Source organism: Aeromonas sp. QDB68, from assembly GCF_027707405.1.
Lineage (GTDB): Bacteria > Pseudomonadota > Gammaproteobacteria > Enterobacterales > Aeromonadaceae > Aeromonas > Aeromonas caviae.
On record NZ_JAPCIQ010000048.1, the window covers coordinates 1 to 20,631 of the forward strand.

Sequence of the window (20,631 nt, forward strand, 5' to 3'; positions counted from 1 at the left end):
AATGAGCGTTCACATTGGTCCGGAAATGGTGTTCACGTTGAATCGGAATTGGTGTTCATGATCGGCCGGAATATGCACCCACTCCTTTAATTTGACGAAGGGTTTGGGTTCCTGCTGACGCCAAACTTGATCGGCCCCTGAATATTTGTAACCACACAACTTTAATCTGGTGGTGATCAGTTTGCGCATGTCCGGGGAGGTGTTGGTCCAGTCGATGGGATGGAAGCTGATCGGCCCAGCCGTGCTCAGCGCCAGCTTCATCGTGCCGAACAACATGGTGTCGAGGGTTGTTATCCGATCTGACAGCAGCGCGTTCTCGACGGCCTCCAATGCCTCAGCCACAATCCGCGCCTTTACCTCGTCGCGTTTACTCGCCTCAGCCTTCGCCTCAGCTGTATTCTTCCTCACCATTGCGCCCCTCCTTGCCCTTGCCGCGCCGAAACTGCGTGAATCGGACCTTATGCGTTCTGAAAAACAGATCGAGGTGCCATTTCAATCGCCGCCGTGCGGACCGTAAACGAGCATCCTCATGTTGACCCTGCGCCTCCCGAATGTCCTCCAAAGACTCCAAGATGTGCTGCCTCAATGACGTTGCATCGCAGCAGCAAATTTGCAATTCCGAGTTCCAGGATGGGCAATTCGTAGGGGAGCTATGCAAGGCCATTGCACTTGACTTAATAATCACTTATATCAATCCCATCAGCACAGTAACAGGCATTTATTGCACTGTCCATATAGCCCATTTTCTCACAGACCGAACCCGCCTTCTGGCGGGCCGATCCCAGTTTGAGGCACTAGGCTGCCATGACTGCGTCAACCGTCACTGGGCGCTCGGCATAATAGGCCACACCAGTCAGACGACGAGTGATCACATCCACGCCGATCACGTTCAGGGCCTTGGGCGTCACCTGCCGCGAAGCCAGATAATGCACAAGCTGCAACATCGAACACTTGATCATCAGTGGATCTATGTCCTCAAGGGTCAATTCCGAGTCGGCCAAGGCATCGGGGCCGTGCTTCTGCAACATCCCTTCCATCCACAAAATCGCGTTGATTGATGTCCCGCAGCAAGGCTCGTAGAAGGTATTCCCCTCTTCGCCCCCGATTAACGCTTGCAGCAGGTCTGAAACGTCCGTGGGGGTCGGGTAGAAGCTGGTGCCCTTTTGATGGAAGCCTGCTTCGCTGAGTACATACCCCAGCACATCGCTTACCGGGTCGGCGTGCATCGCCGCACTCAGGGACTTCGAAAGCGCAATGGCCGTCTCTTCGAGGTCGCCTGGTATCACGTTCTTGCAGGGATAGAGTCCGGTTTGGTGGAATGCCCATTCGTCGATGAAGGCGGTGAGGAATTGACTGACACCCATGCGGTAGCGCGTGGATTCGATGAGGTTCATGGCTTGATTGAGATGAGCTTTTGCGGCTGGATTCATTAAAAGTCCTCCAAGGAGATTGGCCCCAAATGAGAGGCCAAAGTTCAGAGTTGCTGGAGTCTTGGCAGAACAATCGGTACCATGCCGCTGTCATGCCGTGCGTGTGTGCTGCGTGTGACAGGCCCGCTAGATGGTTGCGCTCCTTCTAGTGGGCCGCCCATGTCGGGCATCTCTCCTCGTGATATTGTTTCCCCTCTGTTGAAAAGACTGATGGCCGGGCCGTATGAGGCTTGCGCTCACTACTGCGCTCCAACCATCCAACCACAAACCGCCTTATCCCACGCGCGGTCTTCCGTTTGGCTCGATTTGCCAGTAACCAGGCTGACATGCGTAGCAACTGGTTCTCTACGTCGATGCCTGGGTACGTCTTGGCCCATAGCTGCAAGTCCTCCGTGGACGGTACGAACTCTTGGCCGTCCTTGAGTACCAGGCTACAGGGGGGGGTGACGTTGGGTGACACCGGCACTTCGGTACTTTGTTCCTTCATCGCGTTCTCCAAGAAAATAACGCCCCGAGGATCGGGGCGTCAGGTGGTGCTGCTTACATGCAATAAAGCATCTGGGGATACTGCAAGCCAAGCCGGGCGAAGGGGTTTTCATCATCTTGTTGCCCCCAACCACCCTCTTCATAGACCGGTGGTGCCGACTGCTGTTGGCGTTGCTGGTTCTGAGTCTGTTGCGGGCGCTGCTGTTGCGGCTGGCCCTGAGTCTGTTGCGGGCGCTGTTGGCCCTGCTGTTGGCCCTGCTGTTGCGGGCGCTGCTGTTGCGGTTGGCCCTGAGTCTGTTGCGGGCGCTGCTGTTGCGGTTGGCCCTGAGTCTGTTGCGGGCGCTGCTGTTGCGGCTGGCCCTGCTGTTGACCCTGACCGCCTTGCTTAGCGCCGAGCATCTGCATCACGCCACTAAAGCTATCGACCAGGATTTCGGTGGTGTAACGATCCTGGCCGCCTTGGTCTTGCCATTTGCGGGTTTGCAGCTTGCCTTCGAGGTAAACGGAGCTTCCTTTTTTCAGATATTCACCGGCGATCTCTGCGATCTTGCCCATGAACACCACGCGATGCCATTCAGTGCGTTCTTTCTGCTCGCCGGTCTGCTTGTCTCGCCAGCTCTCACTGGTGGCAAGGGAGATGTTGGTGACCGCCGCGCCCGAAGTGGTGTAACGCACTTCCGGGTCTTGTCCCAGGTTGCCGATCAGGGTGACTTTGTTCAGTGACGCCATTTTTATTGTCCTTAGCTCGCACAATTCTGCGTGATGGTGGAATTGCTCAGTTCAAGCCAACGCCGGGCAGTGGCATTGATGATGGATTTGCGTTGCATTTCACGGCGGTGGGGGCCAGTCCAAAACTCGCTGTTTCCGTAGCTGACACCCGCCGCTTCCGCCTTCTCAAGGGCCTCGATGTCAAACAGCTCGACATGCAATGCCCCGCCTTGCAGATACGAGACCGAATAGCCGCCAATGGCTTCACCTAGCCCTTCCCGCGAGATCTTGCGTCTCAGGCGCGGCTGGGTATCGGCTCCGCAAAATTCGAATTGGTCGGTTTCATAGATAAGGTCAGCGGTCACCCGCTCAATGACCCCCATGTGGGAGGCCATCTTGATTTGGCCGTGATAGTGGACGTAGACGGTCAGGCTCATGTCTTCGGCAAGGATCAGGCTGACATGGTGTGCCCGTGGATCCCAGGAGAGCCCTGAGCTGAAAACGGATTTGAACAGGTCGACGCAATGACTCAATTTCGTGCGTACAAACCCGGTGTTCTCCAGAGCTTGGCGAACAAAGAAGTTTGCCTCCGCGCGAAAACGCGCTTCATCTTCTGGGGTCTTTACCAGCTGAGCTTTGATGGCGCGAATCGCGTCACAGAGCGTGTCCTTGGAGTTTGTCTTCATGGCTGCCTCCTACCTTTGAGAGATAGAATATATCCGTCTGGGATAGTTCGCAACGATTTTCAAAAAAATTGCCATGAAAAAAGCGCCTTGGAGGCGCTCTTTTTGAAACACGTTGAATGTGACAGTCTGTTACTTTTCGCTCAGCTCTTTCAATGTGGCAAACTCGTGTTCAGAGATCACCTTCTGGCCGCCCAGCAGGCGTTCGCTGAATAACTGCGCCATCACCAGCATAGAGTCGGCATTCAAATCCAGCTCTTCCATGTAGTCTGCTGCTACGTTGCTGATGTGGGTGACCATTTGCCCGCGTGCCAAAAGAGCTATGTCGGTAGGAAGCACGCTGGCTTCTTCTGCCTTGGCAACGGTCTTGGTGCTCTTGCCAATGGTCATCGCAAACACTTCGCGTGATAGCCCGAGCATCGAACGGACACGTACCAGGTCTTGTCCAGTTCTGATGGGGGCAGTCAAATACTGACGGATGTCTGCTGCCGTCAGTTCAACCATATCTTCGCCCATAAGGAACCTCATTTCGTTTAATTGCACAGCTTACACATCATTTGGCTTACGCCGCTTGAACGCTATCTATCGTTGTGGTGGTGCCGACTTCTGGCCGTGGCCAGGCTCAAACACTTTGATAATCGCTTCTTCTTGTCCCTTGATGACAATTTTTAATAATCCATTTTTGCAAGCTATGCCCCTGCTGTCGAGACATTTCGAGTGAAAGGCGTTAAATATATGTAAATTGGATTTTTGTTAATTTAACGCCCCGTGCAGGCAGTTTCTACTGATGTATAGAACTGGTATGGCCTGTTATGCAGATCCTTCTGCAAGTCCTCGAACAAACCTCTACCAGCAAGCTCTGATGCAGGGCAACTGGCCAGACCATTAAGGTCTCACATCGTCCTTTGCGGAAAGCGAGATTTTGGCACTGAGGGATGGCGATGGCTTCGTGCTGATGCCCGGTCATATCAATGTCCTCCGTGGAGAATATAGAGTCACAGCTAGAACGTGCTTGCGTTCGACCCTGTGAAGTTGGAATCCATTGCTACCAGGGGGCGCCCGGCTCACCGCTCATTGTGTCGCTCTATCACTTCCTGCCTCCTCGCCTATCGTATACGTCTCCAAATGTCATGGCCGACTCACAATGGATCCCTGCGATCCTGTGGATCCACTTTTGATCCACAGTCGGTGACCTCCTGTGCGCCTCTCTGGGGCCGTTCTGAGGGTGGGTGAATACCATGGGGAGGGTAAATGGCAGGAGTTGCCCAGCTGCGTCTGATGCGCTCTCAGTCACTTGCACCATGAATGTTAACGCGATGTGTGTATCTCCCAGAATATCAGATAGATAGGATCGCCTTACTACTACTATTAAGTCATTAATTATTTGATCTCTCTTCTTGTTCTTTAGATCTCTTTTCATTGGATCAAGATACAGATCAAGATAAAGATAGGAACGGTAAGTCATTGATTCATAAGCGTTAAAATTGACAAATAAATGGTATACCTTCACATTTCGATGTTATACCTTCACATTTCGATGTTATACCTTCGTTTTTCGATGCTATACCTTTGCTTTTCGATGGTATACCTTGTCAAAATAGTTCTTATACCTCACCCCCTAAAACACAGCTTATCTACATGTTATCAACAGGTAACGCACAGCTTTTCGGCAATGGAGTTAATGTGTCAGACACACTTGAGCATGATGTAGCCAGGGCGATAGCCCAGTTTGAGGTCAGCCTATTCGGTTCTGAGGATGAAAAGCTGGTCTCGCACTTCATGAGTCTGGTTGATCACACCAAGATCGGTCGGATTTTGGAGCGTGTGTCGGCAGGCAGTTCGCCCGATGAGGCCGTGAGGCTATACGCCCCCCTTTTTTCTGGTGGTCAGTGGTTTAGAGCACTCCAAAGTGAAAACGATTCACCAGATGCACCACCTTCACAAACTACTGCGACACCTAAACCGCCTCTACCGTCCCAGTCGACGGGGGACATTGAGCTACTGGAACCGTCCGGCACTGAGCGGGTGAATGATGTCTCTACCTCCCCTACTGGCCGCCATCCCAAAAGCAAACATGTCGTTGGTTTTGCACTTGATGGCGTTGACCAGAAAGGCCCTCTGCCTCGTCAGCTCAGCAATCATAATCCCTTGGTGCTGAGTGCAGGGCTGTTTAGGACAATGCCAAAATCACTGATAAACAAGGGAAATCAACATCGACCCGTGCATGAGAGTGATGTGGTCCATCCTTTAGCGCCTGGCGTGATGCGTAATGCGCGGGCAATGACGTTGACGGGGCCAATCCTCGATACAGATTTCGATGCGCGGACGTACCTGTGCATGGTCTCGATCCTGGGAAATCTGACATCGGCTGAGTATGACCAGGCCGTGTCACATCCGATGGAAATTACGCCTGAGATGTTTTACGAAGCAGTGCTGGAGAATATGGGTAAAAGGGAGGCTGACGCATATATTAGGGACTTGATTGAATCGAAGAAAATCGTTGCCACCTGTTCGCGTTTGAGATCTGTCGCTCTTACTTTTTATGACGATCTCAGTGATGCGGAAAATCCGAACTCAAAGGGAGGACTCAAGGGCAATGTGCTCATTGCAGGCCTGGTTTCTCACATAGAGCTCCTAAATACTGGCTATATCCTCCTCCGTCCTGACCCGGCGATGAAAACCATGTACCGGGAAACGTGCAGGTTGATCCCAATCAATAGCTCATCAATCCTGTCGCTGGACCACCAATTTAGTCTCCAGTTGGCCCTTTGGATACCAACGCTTAGCACGCGGCAGTTTGACAGCCAGACAGGCTGGGTGATGGTTAACCGGCGCTACACAGTCAGGGAAATTCTCGAACAGGTGCATCCCTTGGATCCAGGTCAGGTGTACCAGAGCAGCCATCGGAAGATGGTCCATTGCGCTTTGTTGGAGCTGATTGAACGTGATGTGTTGAAAATCAACGTCATGCAAGATGGGGCTCGTGTACGCATCGACTCCCAAAACTCGCTCTTGTTCACATTACCGAAGTCCCGCGCCATCATCGAGATCGTGAGTCACCGCATTTCACATAGCGAGTCTCGCCATCAGCGGGTAAAGCAGCTATCGGCTGATGTGCTGGATGATAACAGCAGCAGCAAGGTACTGGCTTCGACCATCAGTGACCTACTCAAGTCCATCAGCTGGAAAGGCTTACGTCAAAGTGATGCCTTATTCGTAGAGCGCATGAGTAAGCAGTATGCAACCACAATCCATAAATCCGGCGAGCTGATCGCGGAGCTGAATGAACGTGATGAATTGGCAGCCATCAGGTTGTTGCGCACGATTGTGGCAGGTCGTCGCCAAAGGCTGGGTGAGCTCTTTGGGGCAGTTTTGGTTGGCAGTGAGAAGGAGATCTTCAACCAATTGACAGCAAAGGCCTGGACGGTAGGCAAGTCAGCTCCACCCACCAACTGTCGATTAAGGGAGATCCTGCTCTCCCTTCCCACGGAAAAAAGCATTCATGATTACAAAACGTGGGCTCATGAGCATGGGTCACTCATCGAAGAGTTTATCGCTCTGGCTACGTTAGAGGAGAATGCGGCTGCGGTGAAGGCGCTCAATGGCACCATGTTGAAGTCCCGCCTGCTCGGCCCGCTTGATAGAGCCAAAATGGCCAAAGAGAGCAAGGCCATTCAACTGCGGCGATAATTATGTGGCTGTTTCTGGTCGGACTTCTCAATCTGCGACACCGGACACGGTTTTTCCAGCGAGCGTAGACAGTGAAGGTATAAGAGCAATTTTGTCGTTTTTCACGCCTAACTATCCGTAGGGGATGATCTATAGGTGATTTACTCAAATCACAGCATAACCTACGGATTTTGTTGGAGCCTACCCAATAATGAAAGTAAACCTTTGCGAAGCACTTCTGAATATGTTATTTCAATGAAAAATAAGAAGTTAACATCGTCTTCCAGGCTGGCTGTAGACGTTGTTCAGGTAGTACAAGCACGCCGTAGCAGTGGATTTCTTGATCTTATGGTTGGCTGATGGTTGTAGAGCACATGCAGGATGTCGATGTGCTCTGTGTTGGTTAAGCGTGACAAGGATTTCGCGCATGAAAGATGACGACAATAGCAATTCATCACAAGTGAATCAGAGTGGTGACCCCGTAGCGTTTGGTGAACTCTACACGGTACGAGACATAAAAAAACTTCACAGCGAACTGCTGCAAAGACACTTTGGCAGCACCTTACAATGGTTGAAGTCCATCTATCCCTGCATCGTCGGTATGCAGTTCGTTCTCTACGTGTTTTTCGTATATGTCGTGGGTGTCGAGCCGGAGTTTCAGCTGGAACTTCGCAATCCCATGTCCCTGGTCGCGTTTACCCTGTTCTTGTCAGTCTCCTGGCCGATGGTGATGGTGCCGGTCAATCGCGGTATCCCGCCAACGTTTGAAGAGTGCGAGTTCCTGCTGTGTGCCCAATACGTTCAGGCCCATGAGGGTTGCGATAAGGCCGAGCTTATCGAGCGCCTTCAAGCCCATCGCCGTGTCATTCAGGCTCAGGTATTGAGTAACGATCTCTTGCGCAAGCAATCATGGCTACTCTGGTTTTGGTGTCGGGTTCGGTGACCAGCCACTAGGCTAGAAGAGGGGCGTCCACTGGGACGCCTTTTTCTTATCTATCACTCCCTCCCCTCACCTCACCTGTCTCTCCCCCCCCCCCAGTGCTTCTTCTGTGACTTTAGCTCGGCAGCAGCTGCTCAACGCACGTATACGAATCATAGGTTCAGATCCTATGGATATAGTTCGGACAGTGACGCTCACCGAGGGAAAGAGGGGTTGGCACACTGGGCGACGACATGGGGTGGCCAGGACCGCGTAGTGGGAACTGGTGCCCTCGCCCGCTGATCGCCAGTACCCGCCTGCACCAGGGTGGCCACCAGGCAAAATGGATGAGTTCCCTACCTCATTTTCCACGAGAGACACGCACCGGGCGCTTTGCCCGAGGAGCTGTTGGACGACAGTGCTCGCACGCCCGTCGTAACGGGGTCTCAAGCCCGATGACATCGAGCCGGCATGATCTGCACGAAGGACTTTGAGGAGGCAACGGTTCTGGCCATTACCAGGTGATCACCCCGGTGTCCGGCAGCGTCGCTGTCGTCGCGCAGCTGGTACCGTGTCAAGCAAGGACAGGGAGAGGCAAGGAGAGAGATCGTGATCGGTGAGGAGCGTCTGCCAGCCCTCATCAAAGAAAAAGCGAGCCCATTGGAAGCTCGCCTTAAAGGTGCTGTTGCCCAAAGCATGGGTTTAAAAATTATTGTGTCACGATCCCGGTAGGCGATGTTAGGCAGCAATCCTTGCGGTTTCAGGGTCTCGATTCAATGCCTCATGCAGCTCAGGCCGAGCGTCTGGTACCGGCCCAGCGAATGGTCGTCGTACTCCAGCACTGGCGTGCCCACCTGGCGGAGCTCCAGCCAAAGGCACAGCTAAAGTCCGCAAAGGACGGGCATCAGACTTGCCTTGATGTATTTCACTTGTATTACAAAGACGGGTTTGCCAAGTCCTACCTGACTGTGGTGAGACTTCCATTTGCTCCGGCTTCTTGCGTGACATGGCCACTGGCGTCATGGCCGATATACCAGGTGATCACCTGCCCTCGTTGTCCACCGATGACGCTCATGCTGGGCTACCGGCGTGGCACACCGTCAAGGAGACGACGCTGCGTTCCTGGACGATTTCCCGGTGCGAGGTGCTCATGGTTTTCCTTGGAGGACGGTGACATCTCCCAAGGGAGAGCTGCACGCTCGTGGGGTGACCTGGCCACTGCCGTGGAGCCCGGCCTGACCGGGGTGATCACCAGGTAATACGGGTCGTGGTTGTCCACCATCCACGCAGACGCCTCCCCTACCCGCGTCGCACGCCGCCGAGGAGCTGGCCACACCGGCGGTGTTCCTGGCGATCCTGGATGAGCTCCGGGTCAACCGAGATGATACCGTCCTTCGAGGAGATCAACGGATGTCGGCACCGCGCGGTCGTTCTCACACCCAGGTGGAGTTTCACCGTGCTGGGCGAGTGGCCGGTTTACCGGGGTGATCACCAAGAAGGCAAAAGCCCCGCTCAATGAACGGGGCTGCGGGTAAAGGCGGTGCTCCTGGAGAGCTACGTGATGTCCTTTATTGCATCTAACAGTTTCCCGGCATTAATGCTCTTGCGCATGTGGAGCAGTCCACGAAAGACCTTAGCTGCCGTCAACTTTTTAGCGGTGAGGCGCTGTAATTCATCGACCCACAAGTTCAATTCTGCTCGCTCATCAGGGGTCAGCCTAATGGGGGTCGGCGCTGTGCCAGTCGTTACGTTGCGGCGGGAGCCGACTGTGGTTATTGGCTCTTTGTCCTTATCCTTTTCTTTATCCCAACGTATCGCGGGACCAACAAGTGGCTTTGACATTTTCTGTTACCTTTGTAATTCATTAACCTTGTTCATTACTTCTGCCGCTAGCTCCTTGTAGTCCATGGTCGCGAGCGCCCCAGGGCGATAAAACTTGAGAGGCACACTGGTGACGCTGGCCTGCCCAATAGCCTCTTCCCGCCGGATACAAGAGGTGAGTATGCCTCCCTTACCGTGCGGGCCAATCCGATCCCTAAGCGCGTCTAGCTGCGAATCTAAGAAGTCGTTGATAAGTTTGTTCTGCTTGGCCCGCTCGTTCCTGAATGCGTAGTAGGGGACGTTTGGGCTTTCCTTCACTTCCTCAAGGGCATCGAGTAGGTCGGCCAAGCCGTTCAGACTGAACGAACCACCATCTACCGGGATAAGGAACAAGTCAGCGGCCATCATGGCATTCGTTGAGGTGAGTGACAGATTTGGAGGGCAGTCCAGTATGATAAGGTCGTATTGGTCATCCACCTTGGCTAGGTGGCGCATCAAGATCCGCTCGCGGTGTATCTGGGTCAGGCTTTGCTCGATGACACGGGAAAGGCGTATATCCGCTGGCACCAGGAACAGATTGGGGATCGGCTCCTTATTTGCCTCTGCCTGGATGATGGCGTCCTGAATGTTGACCCGCTTAGGCTTGTCGAACAGGTCAGCAACGGTCATGGAGAAATCGTACTTGCCGCCGGATAGCACTGTGCTGAGGTTTCCTTGCGGGTCGAGATCAAACGCTAGGACTCGCTTTCCCTGCTCTGCATAGCGGGCAGCCAGATTGATCACCGTGGTCGTTTTTCCGCAGCCCCCCTTCTGATTTATCACTGCCAGTTTCGTTGCCATCAATTCCTCGTTTGTCTGAAAGTCCATGATTGAAAATCAAGTCTAATCCATGGTTGTCGCTGTTACAAGATCGCCAAAACCATCACTACCGCTGTTTAACTACTACATTTGTAGTTCATGTGTAATACATATATTTGGTCGTTCAACACCCTCGATGTAGTCCAATTGTAATACAAACATTGGTAGTGACGGGGCAAGAGGGGAGATGGTTGTGGGCGGTCATTCAAGGACACGGATGACACGGCAGGAGTGAGGAGAGATCACCGGTGACGACCGTCGTGGCCATGTCACCCGAGGGCGGGCAGAAGTTCCCTCGTGGACTTCATGATGTGTACTGGGGGATCACTCCCCCGTTCCAGGAGCCATCAGGCAGCGCATTCGACCCGCAGCTCGTTCGCCATCCTCGTGCAAAAGACACGAGCGATTACGGCCCTATCCTGTGGCGAGATCTGCATCTCGCGCATGTGTTGCAGTGCCAGATTACTCATGTGCTCAATCATCACACCCTTGGCCAGCAATGCTATGTCCCTGGGCAGTACGTTCGAATCCTCCGCTCTCATGATTGCGCTGGTCGATTTACCAATGAGTTTGGCAAATGTGATTTGGTCTAAGCCTACCATGTGGCGGATCTGTAGCAGGTCTGCTCCGGTAGTGATTGACCCAACCATGTACTGTCTCATTGCATCAGCGATTATTTCGCTCATTAAAACCTCGGATGGCGATTCCGAAAACGACTTGGCCATCATTGAGTTGTGACTGCGCAAACCCTCCTTCTCCACCAAGGACAGCCACGACTCACGCTCATCGCGATGGCCACGCTCATCCACGAACCAAGCAGGGATCGGCTCACCACGGATAGTGATCGGTTTTGAGCCCTGCAATGGTCATTCTCGCGACTCGTTTTGTATTACATTTGAACTACAACGAACATGCCGCAAGCCATCAAGTACAGTGCTCAAGACGATTTGAATGCTTGCCCTGATTGATCGTAGAGCTTGGAGATCTCGAACCACTCAGGGTGGCGCTGCATATCCATATCAAAGACATCACCCGTCAGTTTGATGAAGTCTCTGCCTGGCAGTATCGTGGTGGGCGGGTTGACGATGAATGGACGGAGCATGGCTTCGGGGCTTTTCAAGGGGTAGCGAGAGATGACCATGTGCAGCTTGGAATCTTTCGTGGCGGTTTTCAGCCATTGCTTATACGCCTGAGTGTGTTTTGCATAAACGGCTAGGGCTACCCCGAAGCACTGCTGCTCATGATCTTGGAACTTACCGTTGTCGATATAACGCCTCAGCAAGTAGCCCAGGCCATCAGTCACTTCGGTCAAGCTAAACGATTTGGGCAGCGGTCTGTAGAAGCCCTCCTGACTGATACTGAACATGATGCTCAGATCAGTCTCAAAATCCCGGAGGTAAAAGTAGTAGGAATTGAATGGGTTTGAATGATGGAACTCGTTCAGTGCCCAATCACCGGCGGCAAGGTGCGCCTTGGTGATCGCCATGTCGATATAGTTCGGGTCGGTGTGATCTATGGCCATGAAGGGTCGCCTGTTTTGTAGGGTGTGTTCGTGCCAACGCAATGTCGTTGGAGGAGATTCAGAATGAGCTCACGGCCTACTCATCCCGGTAATAGTCCTCATCATCATCACGCTGGTAATCCGCTGGCGTGCTTTGCTCAGTCCGGCCCACCTCGTAGCTCTGTTGCCACACCCGCTGTGGCTCCCCGTTGAGCAGAGCGGGGTGGAAGGGGCTCTGTCTGTTTTCGCCCAGCCGCTCGTAAACAGAATCGTTCCAGCCCTGCAAGTAACCCTCGCTACGAGCGTACTCATAGAGGCGTTGAGTCAGCTCTGGGGTCAGTTGGTCAACGTGCAGCCCGCTCCAGCATTCCACGCCGTTCGAATTGGAAGATACCTGCGGCAGGTAGGCCGGGTCTTTGGATAGAACAGTCAAGGTGCCCATGGTGTTTCCTCGTATATGAATCCGCGATCAGGCAATGAAACGACGCCACTCAACCCGTGATGGAAGTGAGTCGATGATGTAATAGAAATAGGTGATCTCATGGTGGTTGTAGCAATCGGTCACTTCCACCGGAGCTGGATTGGGGTCAAGAAGCGTCTGTTGCAAATAGAGGCACAGGCCGAGCACCGCCGGGCCGTATTCTTCGCCGATCTGTAAGTGCGACTCAGTGTTCGCAATCAGTTCATCGGAAAAGCGGCGGGCACGCTCCAGGCAAATCGCATCATTGGTCATGTCTCTAGTCTCCATAGTGCCAACTCTTATAATATGTTTACGCTATCCCAAACGGATAGTAAAGGACGTTTTATAAAATTTCACCTTTTCATCGTTCACGCCAAGCAAACTCAGCCCTTGCGCGGCCCCGAACCTTCACCGAGGCGGATTGGTCCCATCGTTTATGAGGGGCGGATTTGTCCATCAAGGAGTTCGAGGGGGGATAAGGCAGGAGGAGGGGAGTAGGCAGGTTTTCGCCAACTGGCAAGCTGAAAAATAATCTCTATAAAATGCTTGTAACTATCCCATGCGGATATAGAATGCGTTTATCAGATCGGCTTGAACATGCTGCATCTGTCATAGCGGTGCGATGAACATGTCCACGTACAGAGTGATCAGGGCACCAATCAGCATTCCAGTGCGGCATTAGATGAACAACTACGCCAATCAGCAAATATGCGGCTGAGGTGTGCCTATGTCTGGGCATCAGGTAATCACCTAATGTCGCCACTACATAAGGGGCTATATATGGGTTTCTTTAGCTGGAAAACGTGCGATACCAACGAATCTATCGCTAACGATCAAACCGATAGATGCCGTCCTGTATATATGCTTCAACCCGATGGTAAACCGGCTATTTACGAGCCAAGTTATTCCGGGTACGGCAAATTTGCTGGAGTCGATTGTTACGAGTGGCTTGGCCGGATGAATAAGAGCGAATTGGGGATTACTGAGCCCATGTCTGAGCAATCGTTGGTGATGCTGGGGATCAGCCTCGATGTGGGCTCTGTGGTTAAGCGGGTGGCTGACGGGGCCTTGTTCTCGGTCTTCATGCGTCAGTTGGCGGTGCCCACCGCGACCCATCTGCCGATTCAATACAGCGTACCCTGTGACGAGTTTGGCGGGCTCTCTGTCAATGCTGCTCTGGAGCAGGGGTTGGCCGAGCGGATTGAGGTTTCGGAACAGATCACCGTCCCTTATCCGCTCAAGTTCTCGTTCAATCCTGACGCCATCTATGAAGATTTTGGGCCGTCTAGCCTCTGCGAGTATCAGGGCTTTTTCTATGACGACGACGAGGCGGAGGAGTGATGGTAAACCCCTTCTATGATGAGCTTGGCCGTACTATGCGGCGGTCTACGCCGCTTTATAAGCCGTCCCTGTTGTTGCTGGTAAAGCGGATCCCGCAGCACTATCAAGTGCAATTTCGTGGCGTCACATTGGGCCACCGACTGGGCTTTTGTGGGATGCGGCAATTTGCGAACTTGGCTTTAGCTGTGCGATGGATGGAGTCGGAGATAGGGGCCGCTAACGCCTACAAAAGACCGATACGGCTTACCCTCGATGATGTGCTGGCTTGTACCAGTAATACCCTGCCGGAGTCGCTACTGGTGCAGATCCGGCGCTATGTCAGTTAACATGAAGTTATCCATATCAGGGTTTCTTCTGCGATTAAGCGCGTTATTAAGCGCCAATGGCCCTTTTTTTTGGCCTGACAAATGGATTACCGGTTTCATTGCAAGGTCAATTCAGAAAAGTGAAACCATATGGTAATCTGATTGGGTAGCCGAATATTTAATTTCCGTGATGCTGGAGTTTACCATGACCGATTTTTTTAAAACTTTACTGAATATCCGTAGCCTGCGCGTTGCATTGCGCGACATGCCTCTCGATCAGGTATGCGAAGCCAAAGAGAAATTTGACCTGGTATTTGCTGAGTTGCAGGAAGCTGCCGAGCAAGAACGTGCGGCCCAGGAAGAACACAATCAGAAGTTGGCGGAGTTCTCAAAACTCTTGGCCGAGGCGGGTATTGATCCGAATGAATTGGTGGACGCTCGCCAGGCTGCTTGGACTGAGGGCAAAGCGAAGGTCAAAACCACAAGCAAACGCGAACCGCGCCCGGCCAAGTACGGGTTCATGCAGGACGGGATCGAGGCTACGTGGACTGGCCAGGGCAGAATGCCGAAGGCGTTGGCGGAGCAGGTGAAGGCCGGGAAGGCGTTGGAAGATTTCCTGCTCTGATACGGTACCGCAAGGACATTGAGACCGCACCACATCACCCTGGTGCGGTTTTCATTTGGGCGTCGTCGAGGTGCTGGAATCGACACCCATCTCACCCGGTAAGCCCTCTTTAGATCGCCCTGAAAGCCGCGTCAGCGTAGGATAGACGCTCATTTTCGATGTCAGCAGCCGTCAGTTCGTAAGAAACTGGCAAATAAATGCAGATGTAGGCAAGGCGTATGCAATTTAAGGGCGAGCGTAGTTAGCGTGTGTCCTTGATGGACTTCACATGCGTACCATCATCCTTCATACATACTACACCCGTACTACTCTTGGCCTCGTTGTGATGCCTTAATGGCTGCATATGATGTCCCTTATGCCTTTAAAGTGGCGAATGAGGCTTAATTTAATAGCTCGGAGCCAGTTCTGCGAGCAGACGGCGCATTTCGGAGGCTGGATCGTACTCTTGGGGGGCTAGTTGGCAGTGCTTGATGGCGTGATTGGCCTTAATCTGGGTGCCCGCCAACGTGTCAAATTCCTGCTGTCTGCGGTCAAGCGCCCTCTCAATTTGGATCTGCGCCTGAAAGCTCCCTTGGGTGCCCAGGTCATTTATCGCCTTCGCTATCGCCCCCTCGTACATTATCTGCAAGGTGTCTTCACTGCGGGCTCTCTTGAACCTCGAATAATAGAAGTCGAACGAGTGGGTGGAGGGTAGATCTTGGCTTACCGGAGAGGAGGCAATTTTCGGCATGTGTCCTGCTTGTTGTAGTGGGTTCCATTCTCACATTATCTCGCAATTGGCGCGTGGTGTGCGAGTCCCGAGATCACGGTTGTTGCCTTCTGAGCCGCGCCGCGTCTTGGTTTGGTGGCTACACGGTAGTCCCGAGGGACGGCAGGCTTGGGGCAGGGCATCAATCACCGTGAACCGTTCTGGTGCTCTCGATGTCCTTCATGGAGGGGGGCTTGTAACGGCCTTACCCCACCGGGCGGTGGATGCTGGCCATTGCGGTCGTCACCGGGGTTTAGGTTGCCGAAGTCCTTCGAGGAAAACAGCCTGTACTCCAGTATTTAGCGGCGCTCCAGATGGCTGGTGTAATACAAATGAAATACAAAAAGTGGTCGAGAACGGCGGCGATTTTGTATTACAAAGAGACTACATTTCACTCGTCTAACACTGGTTCATCCGACACTTCGAGCCCATAGTTCATCTTGGCCCGCATCAGCATATATTCGGCGTCCAGCCCTTGCTGGTTGGCGTAGTGCATCAGATCGCAGATGAGGTCAGACATGGCATCGGTCAAGTCGTCGTAGTGCAGCGTGGTGGGTGAACGTCCCTTGAAGACTGTCCCTACAAAGTATCGGACGGCGCGTTCGGCCAATTCCGCGCGTTCGTGGCTGGTCGGTTCTGCTTGGTTGTAACTCATGGTCATCCTTATGGCAGGCCGAAGCCTGCATCGGTCGGTGGGATTGGTGGTCGTGGGATTAAGCGTCATGGCTATCAAGGCAGGTGAGCAGCGTCGGCTGGCTATCGAGGTCTGAGATGGGGTGGCTCTCGATATACACCTCGCCACCAAAGCACGGATGCTCCGGGATGCAGGTGAACTGAAAATACTCTTTGCTGACCCTGAGCTGGCTACTTTGGGTGGGCACCTCATTCTCCGCCAGGCTCTCCATAACGTGCTCTATGTCCTCGCATTGAGCCTCCAGCCCATCAAGTTGCTCGGAAGACCAAATGATGTCGTCATCCTCGACTTCAATCCAGCTCACATCGAGGGACGCGCAAGCGGCAGCTAACTCTCGGATGCGGGCGATCTTGGTATCGCTCAACAGGGCCAGCAGTGTTTGGATCTCACAGGTGCCAAAGCCGTTAAGGTGATAAGCATCGGCAATCAGAGTTTTTGGCATGATTCAGCTCTCTCAGTGGTCGTGGTCGCGGCATTAAATGATCGGGTTGGGTAGTCGCCTAGCTGGGGTGATGGCGATCACTTGGGCTCCTCAACCTCTATGTCAAACAGGATCAGCGGGTCGTCGTTATCGAGGTCGGCAACGCTCGTCCATGCGGTGTGCATTTCACAGGTCGAGTCATAGTGTTTGGGGATGGCCGTGAAGTAGAAGTAATCCTTGCAGACGCGCAGCTTCACGCACTCAACGCGGGCACATTGATCTTCGACCTCATCCAGTGCTTCGTCATGACTCTTCCCCTCACTGCGCAGGTCTTCATAGCTCACCTCCGACCAATTCCCTCCGTAGTACCAATCTTCGATATACGCCGCCTTGGTTACGCTACACACGTTTGCCAGTGCTTTGATGCGGGCAATGTCCACGCCGGTCAGGGTATTGACGAACGTAGCGATCTCGCTGCTGCTGAACTCATTCTGGTGATGCACTTGGGCGATATAGGTCTTGCTCATGGCGGCCTCTCAGAGGTTGGGATTTCGCTGCTCTTGAAATCATCTTGAACTATCCCAAACGGATAGTCAAATGCGTTCTATAAAATTCTTTTTCGAACCCCAGATTATCCCCGAACCCCATGCTTGGCGCGGTTTGCAGTGTCATTCCTTCATGGACAATGATTGTAGGATGGCGCGGTAGAAGTCCGTTTGTATCGGCCCGAAAGCCCGGCTGAACGCCAGGACAGACCCGTTAAAAATAAACATCTGTAAAACGCTTGCAACTATCCCAAACGGATAATATGATGGTTTCATAAAGAGAGCAGAAACGCTCTGCGCCACACACCGGAGTCTGCCATGACCCACCAAGCGTTTACCGTTATCTCAACCGACTTCGACAACAACCACACCTTCATGGATGTTGTGCAGGCGGCCAATTCAACTGATGCCTTTACTCTCGTTGCCCTGCAACGCAACGGCGAATGCGATTTGGTGGTGTGCCTCGAAGGCAACCTGTGTGAAGGGCAGGGTGTGGCGTTCCCCGGCGGGGGTACGTGCAGTTGCAGCCAATGGCTCGATGACGTTAGCCAGCCGAATGAGGCCGACCTTGAGAGCCTTGGCAAGTACCTCGAAGTGCTGGGCTACTTCCTGTACCAGACCGAGAACAACCGCTACGTCTGGATCGCCCCCAACGGTGAAAGCTGCCCGTTCGAGTTCATGACTCTGTGGGGCGCGATGGCGGATTGTGTAAGAGAGAATCAGGTCAACCTGAGCAATTATGACGATCAGTTCGTCTTCAATCCCCAGGCCGCCCTCATGAAGTGAACTTCCACCACGGACATGGAGGCTGATCGCGGCCTCCACCCTTACCCGCTATCCAGAACATCGGCGTTACGAGAGGTCAGAAATGGATCGTTATCAGGTATTGGCTTACAACCAAGGCGCTCTGTGTGTGGAGCGGGTCGAGGTCGAGGCAGAGAGCGTTGATGCGGCGTTTACCCATGTGGCCATCCGCCATCTGGCGTGGAACCTGATTGCCTGTGTCGCGCCGGACGCAGAGATCACGATCTGCAAGAGCGGCAATGTGGATGCCGGGTTCTGGGTGCAGTACGCAGAATGGCATGAAGAGATGCTAGTGATGCGGGCTTATCTGGCTGAACACGGATACACCGTGGAGAAAACGGACGCTGGCTATCGCTGCGTCAATGCCCTTGGCTTTAGCGATAAGCCCGAACCGACCGAAGCTGCCGCGATCTACTGGTGCGTGAAGTGCAATGGTCTCAACGGCGCTGACGAGGATGACGAGTTGGACGTTCAATGGCCGGATCCACTCTTGAGCAACGAGGGAGCAAAACAATGACTACCAGCACATTGTCCACCGAAGAAGCCATCGTTGCCCTCAAGCAGCATGTGGAAGAGTTCATCGTGCTGGAGCTCAACAACCGGCTGGAGGAACAGATCCAACAGTTGGTCAAACAAGGCGCTCTTGATCTCTCCGACTGGGACGGGGTTCATCTGGAAATACCCCGCCTCGTGACCACCGCACTGATGGAGGCTGCTGGCCAACGGGTGATCTGGAGTAGTTGTGATGCCCGGTATCGGAGTCGCATCAACAAGCTCAAACATCGACTGTGACGCGCTGATGGCAGCTCGATGTCCACCATCTACTTGGTGGCATTGTCCTTCAAGGAGTCAGTCTCAATCCCTGCTTTAATCGGTGTTGCAGGGCGTAAATGAATTACAAATGAACTACAAGCGGTGAGAGGTCGAGCATGATTCTTTATGTCTATAACGCCGAGACCAACGAGGTAGTGGCGCAATCGAGGGCAACAATAACGCCGCGTGTGAGGCTGTAGCCGCACAGGAATACTGCGACACGGAGGTGTACGGCTGGACATATTCACCGGCGTCCGGCACCAACGATGGCCTTACTCGCTCCGATGATGTTGTGGAGCTGACGGCTTAATACGGATTGTCGAATGGACGGGTAGATCAAACCCGCCAAAACATCAGCCTTCGGAGGCGATATGCAAACTCACCCCGCTTACAAGCATCATGTAATCCCGGTCATCAATGCCCAGTCCCCCAACATGTCGGTGCCGTTTGATCGCTTCCACCTCAGTTTCCTACCCAGTGTGGCCGATTACGGCAGCGTGACCACGGCCCTTGTGCTGGATGGTCGGGTGTTCTTCGTGCTCAACGGCGACCATCACAAACAGATGCACGACTGCGCTGTAAGGGGTGGCCTGCAAGCCTGCGTCGATTACTTCATAGAGCACATCGGTGAGGTGAACGGCATGAGCGAACATCTGAGTGTTGTTGGCCTACGTGCAGACCCGTTTGAGCTGACCCAAACTGCCTTGGATGTGATTGGGCTGGTCAACTTAGGCGCTCTTCGGGGCGCGGTGGCCACCGCCACTGACCAGTTTTAAAATCAAAGCCCCGAACCGTCCGGTTAACATAACGGGGCTTTCTCTCTACCTCTCCATTCCTTCGCGTTGCCTCGAATTGAGCCCAAGATGCTCACCGGAAAGGATGCCCAGCACCGGGTCTGACACAGGCCACCAGCCACAGGGCAGCTCTGCGCTCAGTCACAGGCCCGCCGTCGCCCGCTACATCGAGCAGCACCATCGAGAACAGGGGTCATCTCCTCAACCGGGTGTACCAGGCTGCCGGGTGGTGCCACTCCACCAAGGACAAGTATCAGCCGTCGTGCATCTGCGCGTTGGGGCCGACCACGATAGGGAAGGGAAGGGGAATGTAAAAAGGTGCGGGGCGCTCATTGCTGAGTTTGCCCCGCCATCAGGTCGCATGAAGTGTTTGGCTGCCTGTTCGGCGGATCAAAAACGAGTACCAACGCTTGGCTGATAACTTCCATTCTTGGCTGCCATTTCGGCGGTTAACCATTCCAGCCTAGCAGAAGATCCCTCGCCTAGCCGGGGATGATGTCTATCGGCTACGGTGCCCAGTCCTGCGCCTCAGCCAGATGACGAACCCTATCCGGGGACATCGCTGCCCCGACATCTGCATGGGTCTCAGTGTCCTTCGTGTACCCGAGCCACCAGCTCGACCTTGACCTCGCTCTGGCGCACCGCCGGTGTGGCCAGCTCCTCAGCCGGGTGTTGAGCACAATCTGGGTGTCAGCCACAACTGGGAAAGCCTCGCTGTTATACTTCGGGGTACCAGTTATCCACAGATCTGGTCGCCCTTAACCATAACGATCCCCTATAGATCCATATCTAAGATCCAAAAGATCCCCGCCATACCAAAATCACGTTTCATCTCATGTGCCACGGGGCTTTGCGCCCTGTGCATAACTCGTTCCATGTGGTCTAAACTAGCGATTCTTGTGGTCTGTACTAGCAGGTTCATGTAGTCTATGTGAGCGTTTCGTGTGGTCTATATGAGCGATTCATGTGGCCTAAATCAGCGAGTAGTGAACAAGAGAGCGGCAGG

At 53.5% G+C, this 20,631-nt stretch carries 23 protein-coding genes; 8 read left to right on the forward strand and 15 right to left on the reverse strand.

Going from position 1 to position 20,631, the window contains the following annotated elements; genetic code table 11:
* Window positions 1-9: 9 nt before the first annotated feature.
* From PG892_RS14010 to PG892_RS14030, 5 genes are all read right to left on the reverse strand, one after another.
* Window positions 10-411, reverse strand: a complete 402-nt coding sequence (locus PG892_RS14010) for a hypothetical protein (protein WP_270825500.1) — start codon at window positions 409-411, stop codon at window positions 10-12.
* 383 nt (window positions 412-794) lie between these two features.
* Window positions 795-1,430: a type I restriction-modification system subunit M gene (locus PG892_RS14015; RefSeq protein ID WP_109421973.1), complete on the reverse strand. Its 636-nt coding sequence runs from the start codon at window positions 1,428-1,430 to the stop codon at window positions 795-797.
* 540 nt (window positions 1,431-1,970) lie between these two features.
* Entirely contained in the window at window positions 1,971-2,645 is a 675-nt protein-coding gene (gene ssb, locus PG892_RS14020; protein WP_202155016.1) for a single-stranded DNA-binding protein, read from the reverse strand.
* A gap of 11 nt (window positions 2,646-2,656) precedes the next feature.
* Window positions 2,657-3,310 (reverse strand): recombinase RecT, encoded by a 654-nt coding sequence (locus PG892_RS14025; RefSeq protein WP_101617950.1) that lies wholly within the window; start codon window positions 3,308-3,310, stop codon window positions 2,657-2,659.
* 129 nt (window positions 3,311-3,439) lie between these two features.
* The gene (locus PG892_RS14030) at window positions 3,440-3,823 is read right to left on the reverse strand and encodes a hypothetical protein (protein WP_101617945.1); all 384 of its coding nucleotides are present in this window, start codon (window positions 3,821-3,823) and stop codon (window positions 3,440-3,442) included.
* Between the two features lie 1,167 nt (window positions 3,824-4,990).
* Between PG892_RS14030 and PG892_RS14035 the strand changes: the two genes are divergently transcribed.
* Together PG892_RS14035 and PG892_RS14040 are read left to right on the forward strand one after the other, a co-directional pair.
* The gene (locus PG892_RS14035; RefSeq protein ID WP_263686026.1) at window positions 4,991-6,997 is read left to right on the forward strand and encodes a hypothetical protein; all 2,007 of its coding nucleotides are present in this window, start codon (window positions 4,991-4,993) and stop codon (window positions 6,995-6,997) included.
* A gap of 406 nt (window positions 6,998-7,403) precedes the next feature.
* Entirely contained in the window at window positions 7,404-7,919 is a 516-nt protein-coding gene (locus PG892_RS14040) for a hypothetical protein (RefSeq protein ID WP_270825501.1), read from the forward strand.
* Between the two features lie 1,530 nt (window positions 7,920-9,449).
* On the opposite strand, the gene PG892_RS14045 is transcribed toward PG892_RS14040, so the two are convergent.
* The 6 genes from PG892_RS14045 to PG892_RS14070 all read right to left on the reverse strand — a co-directional run bounded on the left by PG892_RS14045 (window position 9,450) and on the right by PG892_RS14070 (window position 12,808).
* On the reverse strand, window positions 9,450-9,737 hold the full coding sequence (locus PG892_RS14045) for a hypothetical protein (RefSeq protein ID WP_101618040.1): 288 nt from the start codon (window positions 9,735-9,737) through the stop codon (window positions 9,450-9,452).
* 6 nt (window positions 9,738-9,743) lie between these two features.
* Complete coding sequence (locus PG892_RS14050) at window positions 9,744-10,556, reverse strand: ParA family protein (RefSeq protein ID WP_263686030.1); 813 nt, start codon at window positions 10,554-10,556, stop codon at window positions 9,744-9,746.
* A 365-nt stretch (window positions 10,557-10,921) separates the two neighbouring features.
* Window positions 10,922-11,437, reverse strand: a complete 516-nt coding sequence (locus tag PG892_RS14055) for a hypothetical protein (protein ID WP_202155020.1) — start codon at window positions 11,435-11,437, stop codon at window positions 10,922-10,924.
* 74 nt (window positions 11,438-11,511) lie between these two features.
* Complete coding sequence (locus tag PG892_RS14060) at window positions 11,512-12,096, reverse strand: hypothetical protein (RefSeq protein ID WP_270825502.1); 585 nt, start codon at window positions 12,094-12,096, stop codon at window positions 11,512-11,514.
* A 76-nt stretch (window positions 12,097-12,172) separates the two neighbouring features.
* Window positions 12,173-12,517, reverse strand: coding sequence for a hypothetical protein (locus tag PG892_RS14065; RefSeq protein ID WP_101618046.1), 345 nt, complete (start codon window positions 12,515-12,517; stop codon window positions 12,173-12,175).
* Between the two features lie 27 nt (window positions 12,518-12,544).
* On the reverse strand, window positions 12,545-12,808 hold the full coding sequence (locus tag PG892_RS14070; RefSeq protein ID WP_109421967.1) for a hypothetical protein: 264 nt from the start codon (window positions 12,806-12,808) through the stop codon (window positions 12,545-12,547).
* A 507-nt stretch (window positions 12,809-13,315) separates the two neighbouring features.
* Here PG892_RS14070 and PG892_RS14075 point away from each other — a divergent pair.
* Window positions 13,316-13,876, forward strand: coding sequence for a hypothetical protein (locus tag PG892_RS14075; RefSeq protein WP_202155021.1), 561 nt, complete (start codon window positions 13,316-13,318; stop codon window positions 13,874-13,876).
* A gap of 510 nt (window positions 13,877-14,386) precedes the next feature.
* A complete protein-coding gene (locus PG892_RS14080) occupies window positions 14,387-14,806 on the forward strand; it encodes an H-NS family histone-like protein (RefSeq protein ID WP_263686655.1) in 420 nt (139 codons plus the stop codon).
* Window positions 14,807-15,191: 385 nt separating this feature from the next.
* Here PG892_RS14080 and PG892_RS14085 read toward each other — a convergent pair whose 3' ends face one another.
* The 4 genes from PG892_RS14085 to PG892_RS14100 all read right to left on the reverse strand — a co-directional run bounded on the left by PG892_RS14085 (window position 15,192) and on the right by PG892_RS14100 (window position 17,196).
* On the reverse strand, window positions 15,192-15,536 hold the full coding sequence (locus tag PG892_RS14085; protein ID WP_101618058.1) for a hypothetical protein: 345 nt from the start codon (window positions 15,534-15,536) through the stop codon (window positions 15,192-15,194).
* Window positions 15,537-15,945: 409 nt separating this feature from the next.
* Entirely contained in the window at window positions 15,946-16,209 is a 264-nt protein-coding gene (locus tag PG892_RS14090; RefSeq protein WP_270825503.1) for a hypothetical protein, read from the reverse strand.
* Window positions 16,210-16,267: 58 nt separating this feature from the next.
* Window positions 16,268-16,690 carry a hypothetical protein gene (locus PG892_RS14095; protein WP_263686657.1) on the reverse strand — a complete coding sequence of 141 codons (423 nt, stop codon included), beginning with the start codon at window positions 16,688-16,690 and terminating at the stop codon, window positions 16,268-16,270.
* Window positions 16,691-16,767: 77 nt separating this feature from the next.
* On the reverse strand, window positions 16,768-17,196 hold the full coding sequence (locus PG892_RS14100; RefSeq protein WP_270825504.1) for a hypothetical protein: 429 nt from the start codon (window positions 17,194-17,196) through the stop codon (window positions 16,768-16,770).
* A 336-nt stretch (window positions 17,197-17,532) separates the two neighbouring features.
* Between PG892_RS14100 and PG892_RS14105 the strand changes: the two genes are divergently transcribed.
* The 4 genes from PG892_RS14105 (at window position 17,533) to PG892_RS14120 (ending at window position 19,607) form a co-directional block, all read left to right on the forward strand.
* Window positions 17,533-18,000, forward strand: a complete 468-nt coding sequence (locus PG892_RS14105; protein ID WP_270825505.1) for a hypothetical protein — start codon at window positions 17,533-17,535, stop codon at window positions 17,998-18,000.
* An 82-nt stretch (window positions 18,001-18,082) separates the two neighbouring features.
* A complete protein-coding gene (locus PG892_RS14110) occupies window positions 18,083-18,535 on the forward strand; it encodes a hypothetical protein (RefSeq protein WP_101618132.1) in 453 nt (150 codons plus the stop codon).
* Complete coding sequence (locus PG892_RS14115; protein ID WP_234888701.1) at window positions 18,532-18,810, forward strand: hypothetical protein; 279 nt, start codon at window positions 18,532-18,534, stop codon at window positions 18,808-18,810. The genes PG892_RS14110 and PG892_RS14115 overlap by 4 nt, the downstream gene beginning before the upstream one ends.
* Window positions 18,811-19,202: 392 nt before the next feature.
* On the forward strand, window positions 19,203-19,607 hold the full coding sequence (locus tag PG892_RS14120) for a hypothetical protein (RefSeq protein WP_270825506.1): 405 nt from the start codon (window positions 19,203-19,205) through the stop codon (window positions 19,605-19,607).
* The last annotated feature ends 1,024 nt before the right edge of the window (window positions 19,608-20,631 follow it).

Excerpts from the sequence above, each read along its gene's own strand:
- PG892_RS14010 (WP_270825500.1), bottom strand. The coding sequence starts at position 411 with ATGGTGAGGAAGAATACAGCTGAGGCGAAGGCTGAGGCGAGTAAACGC.
- PG892_RS14015 (WP_109421973.1), bottom strand. The coding sequence starts at position 1,430 with ATGAATCCAGCCGCAAAAGCTCATCTCAATCAAGCCATGAACCTCATC.
- ssb (WP_202155016.1), bottom strand. The coding sequence starts at position 2,645 with ATGGCGTCACTGAACAAAGTCACCCTGATCGGCAACCTGGGACAAGAC.
- PG892_RS14025 (WP_101617950.1), bottom strand. The coding sequence starts at position 3,310 with ATGAAGACAAACTCCAAGGACACGCTCTGTGACGCGATTCGCGCCATC.
- PG892_RS14030 (WP_101617945.1), bottom strand. The coding sequence starts at position 3,823 with ATGGGCGAAGATATGGTTGAACTGACGGCAGCAGACATCCGTCAGTAT.
- PG892_RS14040 (WP_270825501.1), top strand. The coding sequence starts at position 7,404 with ATGAAAGATGACGACAATAGCAATTCATCACAAGTGAATCAGAGTGGT.
- PG892_RS14045 (WP_101618040.1), bottom strand. The coding sequence starts at position 9,737 with ATGTCAAAGCCACTTGTTGGTCCCGCGATACGTTGGGATAAAGAAAAG.
- PG892_RS14050 (WP_263686030.1), bottom strand. The coding sequence starts at position 10,556 with ATGGCAACGAAACTGGCAGTGATAAATCAGAAGGGGGGCTGCGGAAAA.
- PG892_RS14060 (WP_270825502.1), bottom strand. The coding sequence starts at position 12,096 with ATGGCCATAGATCACACCGACCCGAACTATATCGACATGGCGATCACC.
- PG892_RS14065 (WP_101618046.1), bottom strand. The coding sequence starts at position 12,517 with ATGGGCACCTTGACTGTTCTATCCAAAGACCCGGCCTACCTGCCGCAG.
- PG892_RS14070 (WP_109421967.1), bottom strand. The coding sequence starts at position 12,808 with ATGACCAATGATGCGATTTGCCTGGAGCGTGCCCGCCGCTTTTCCGAT.
- PG892_RS14075 (WP_202155021.1), top strand. The coding sequence starts at position 13,316 with ATGGGTTTCTTTAGCTGGAAAACGTGCGATACCAACGAATCTATCGCT.
- PG892_RS14080 (WP_263686655.1), top strand. The coding sequence starts at position 14,387 with ATGACCGATTTTTTTAAAACTTTACTGAATATCCGTAGCCTGCGCGTT.
- PG892_RS14085 (WP_101618058.1), bottom strand. The coding sequence starts at position 15,536 with ATGCCGAAAATTGCCTCCTCTCCGGTAAGCCAAGATCTACCCTCCACC.
- PG892_RS14090 (WP_270825503.1), bottom strand. The coding sequence starts at position 16,209 with ATGAGTTACAACCAAGCAGAACCGACCAGCCACGAACGCGCGGAATTG.
- PG892_RS14095 (WP_263686657.1), bottom strand. The coding sequence starts at position 16,690 with ATGCCAAAAACTCTGATTGCCGATGCTTATCACCTTAACGGCTTTGGC.
- PG892_RS14100 (WP_270825504.1), bottom strand. The coding sequence starts at position 17,196 with ATGAGCAAGACCTATATCGCCCAAGTGCATCACCAGAATGAGTTCAGC.
- PG892_RS14105 (WP_270825505.1), top strand. The coding sequence starts at position 17,533 with ATGACCCACCAAGCGTTTACCGTTATCTCAACCGACTTCGACAACAAC.
- PG892_RS14110 (WP_101618132.1), top strand. The coding sequence starts at position 18,083 with ATGGATCGTTATCAGGTATTGGCTTACAACCAAGGCGCTCTGTGTGTG.
- PG892_RS14115 (WP_234888701.1), top strand. The coding sequence starts at position 18,532 with ATGACTACCAGCACATTGTCCACCGAAGAAGCCATCGTTGCCCTCAAG.
- PG892_RS14120 (WP_270825506.1), top strand. The coding sequence starts at position 19,203 with ATGCAAACTCACCCCGCTTACAAGCATCATGTAATCCCGGTCATCAAT.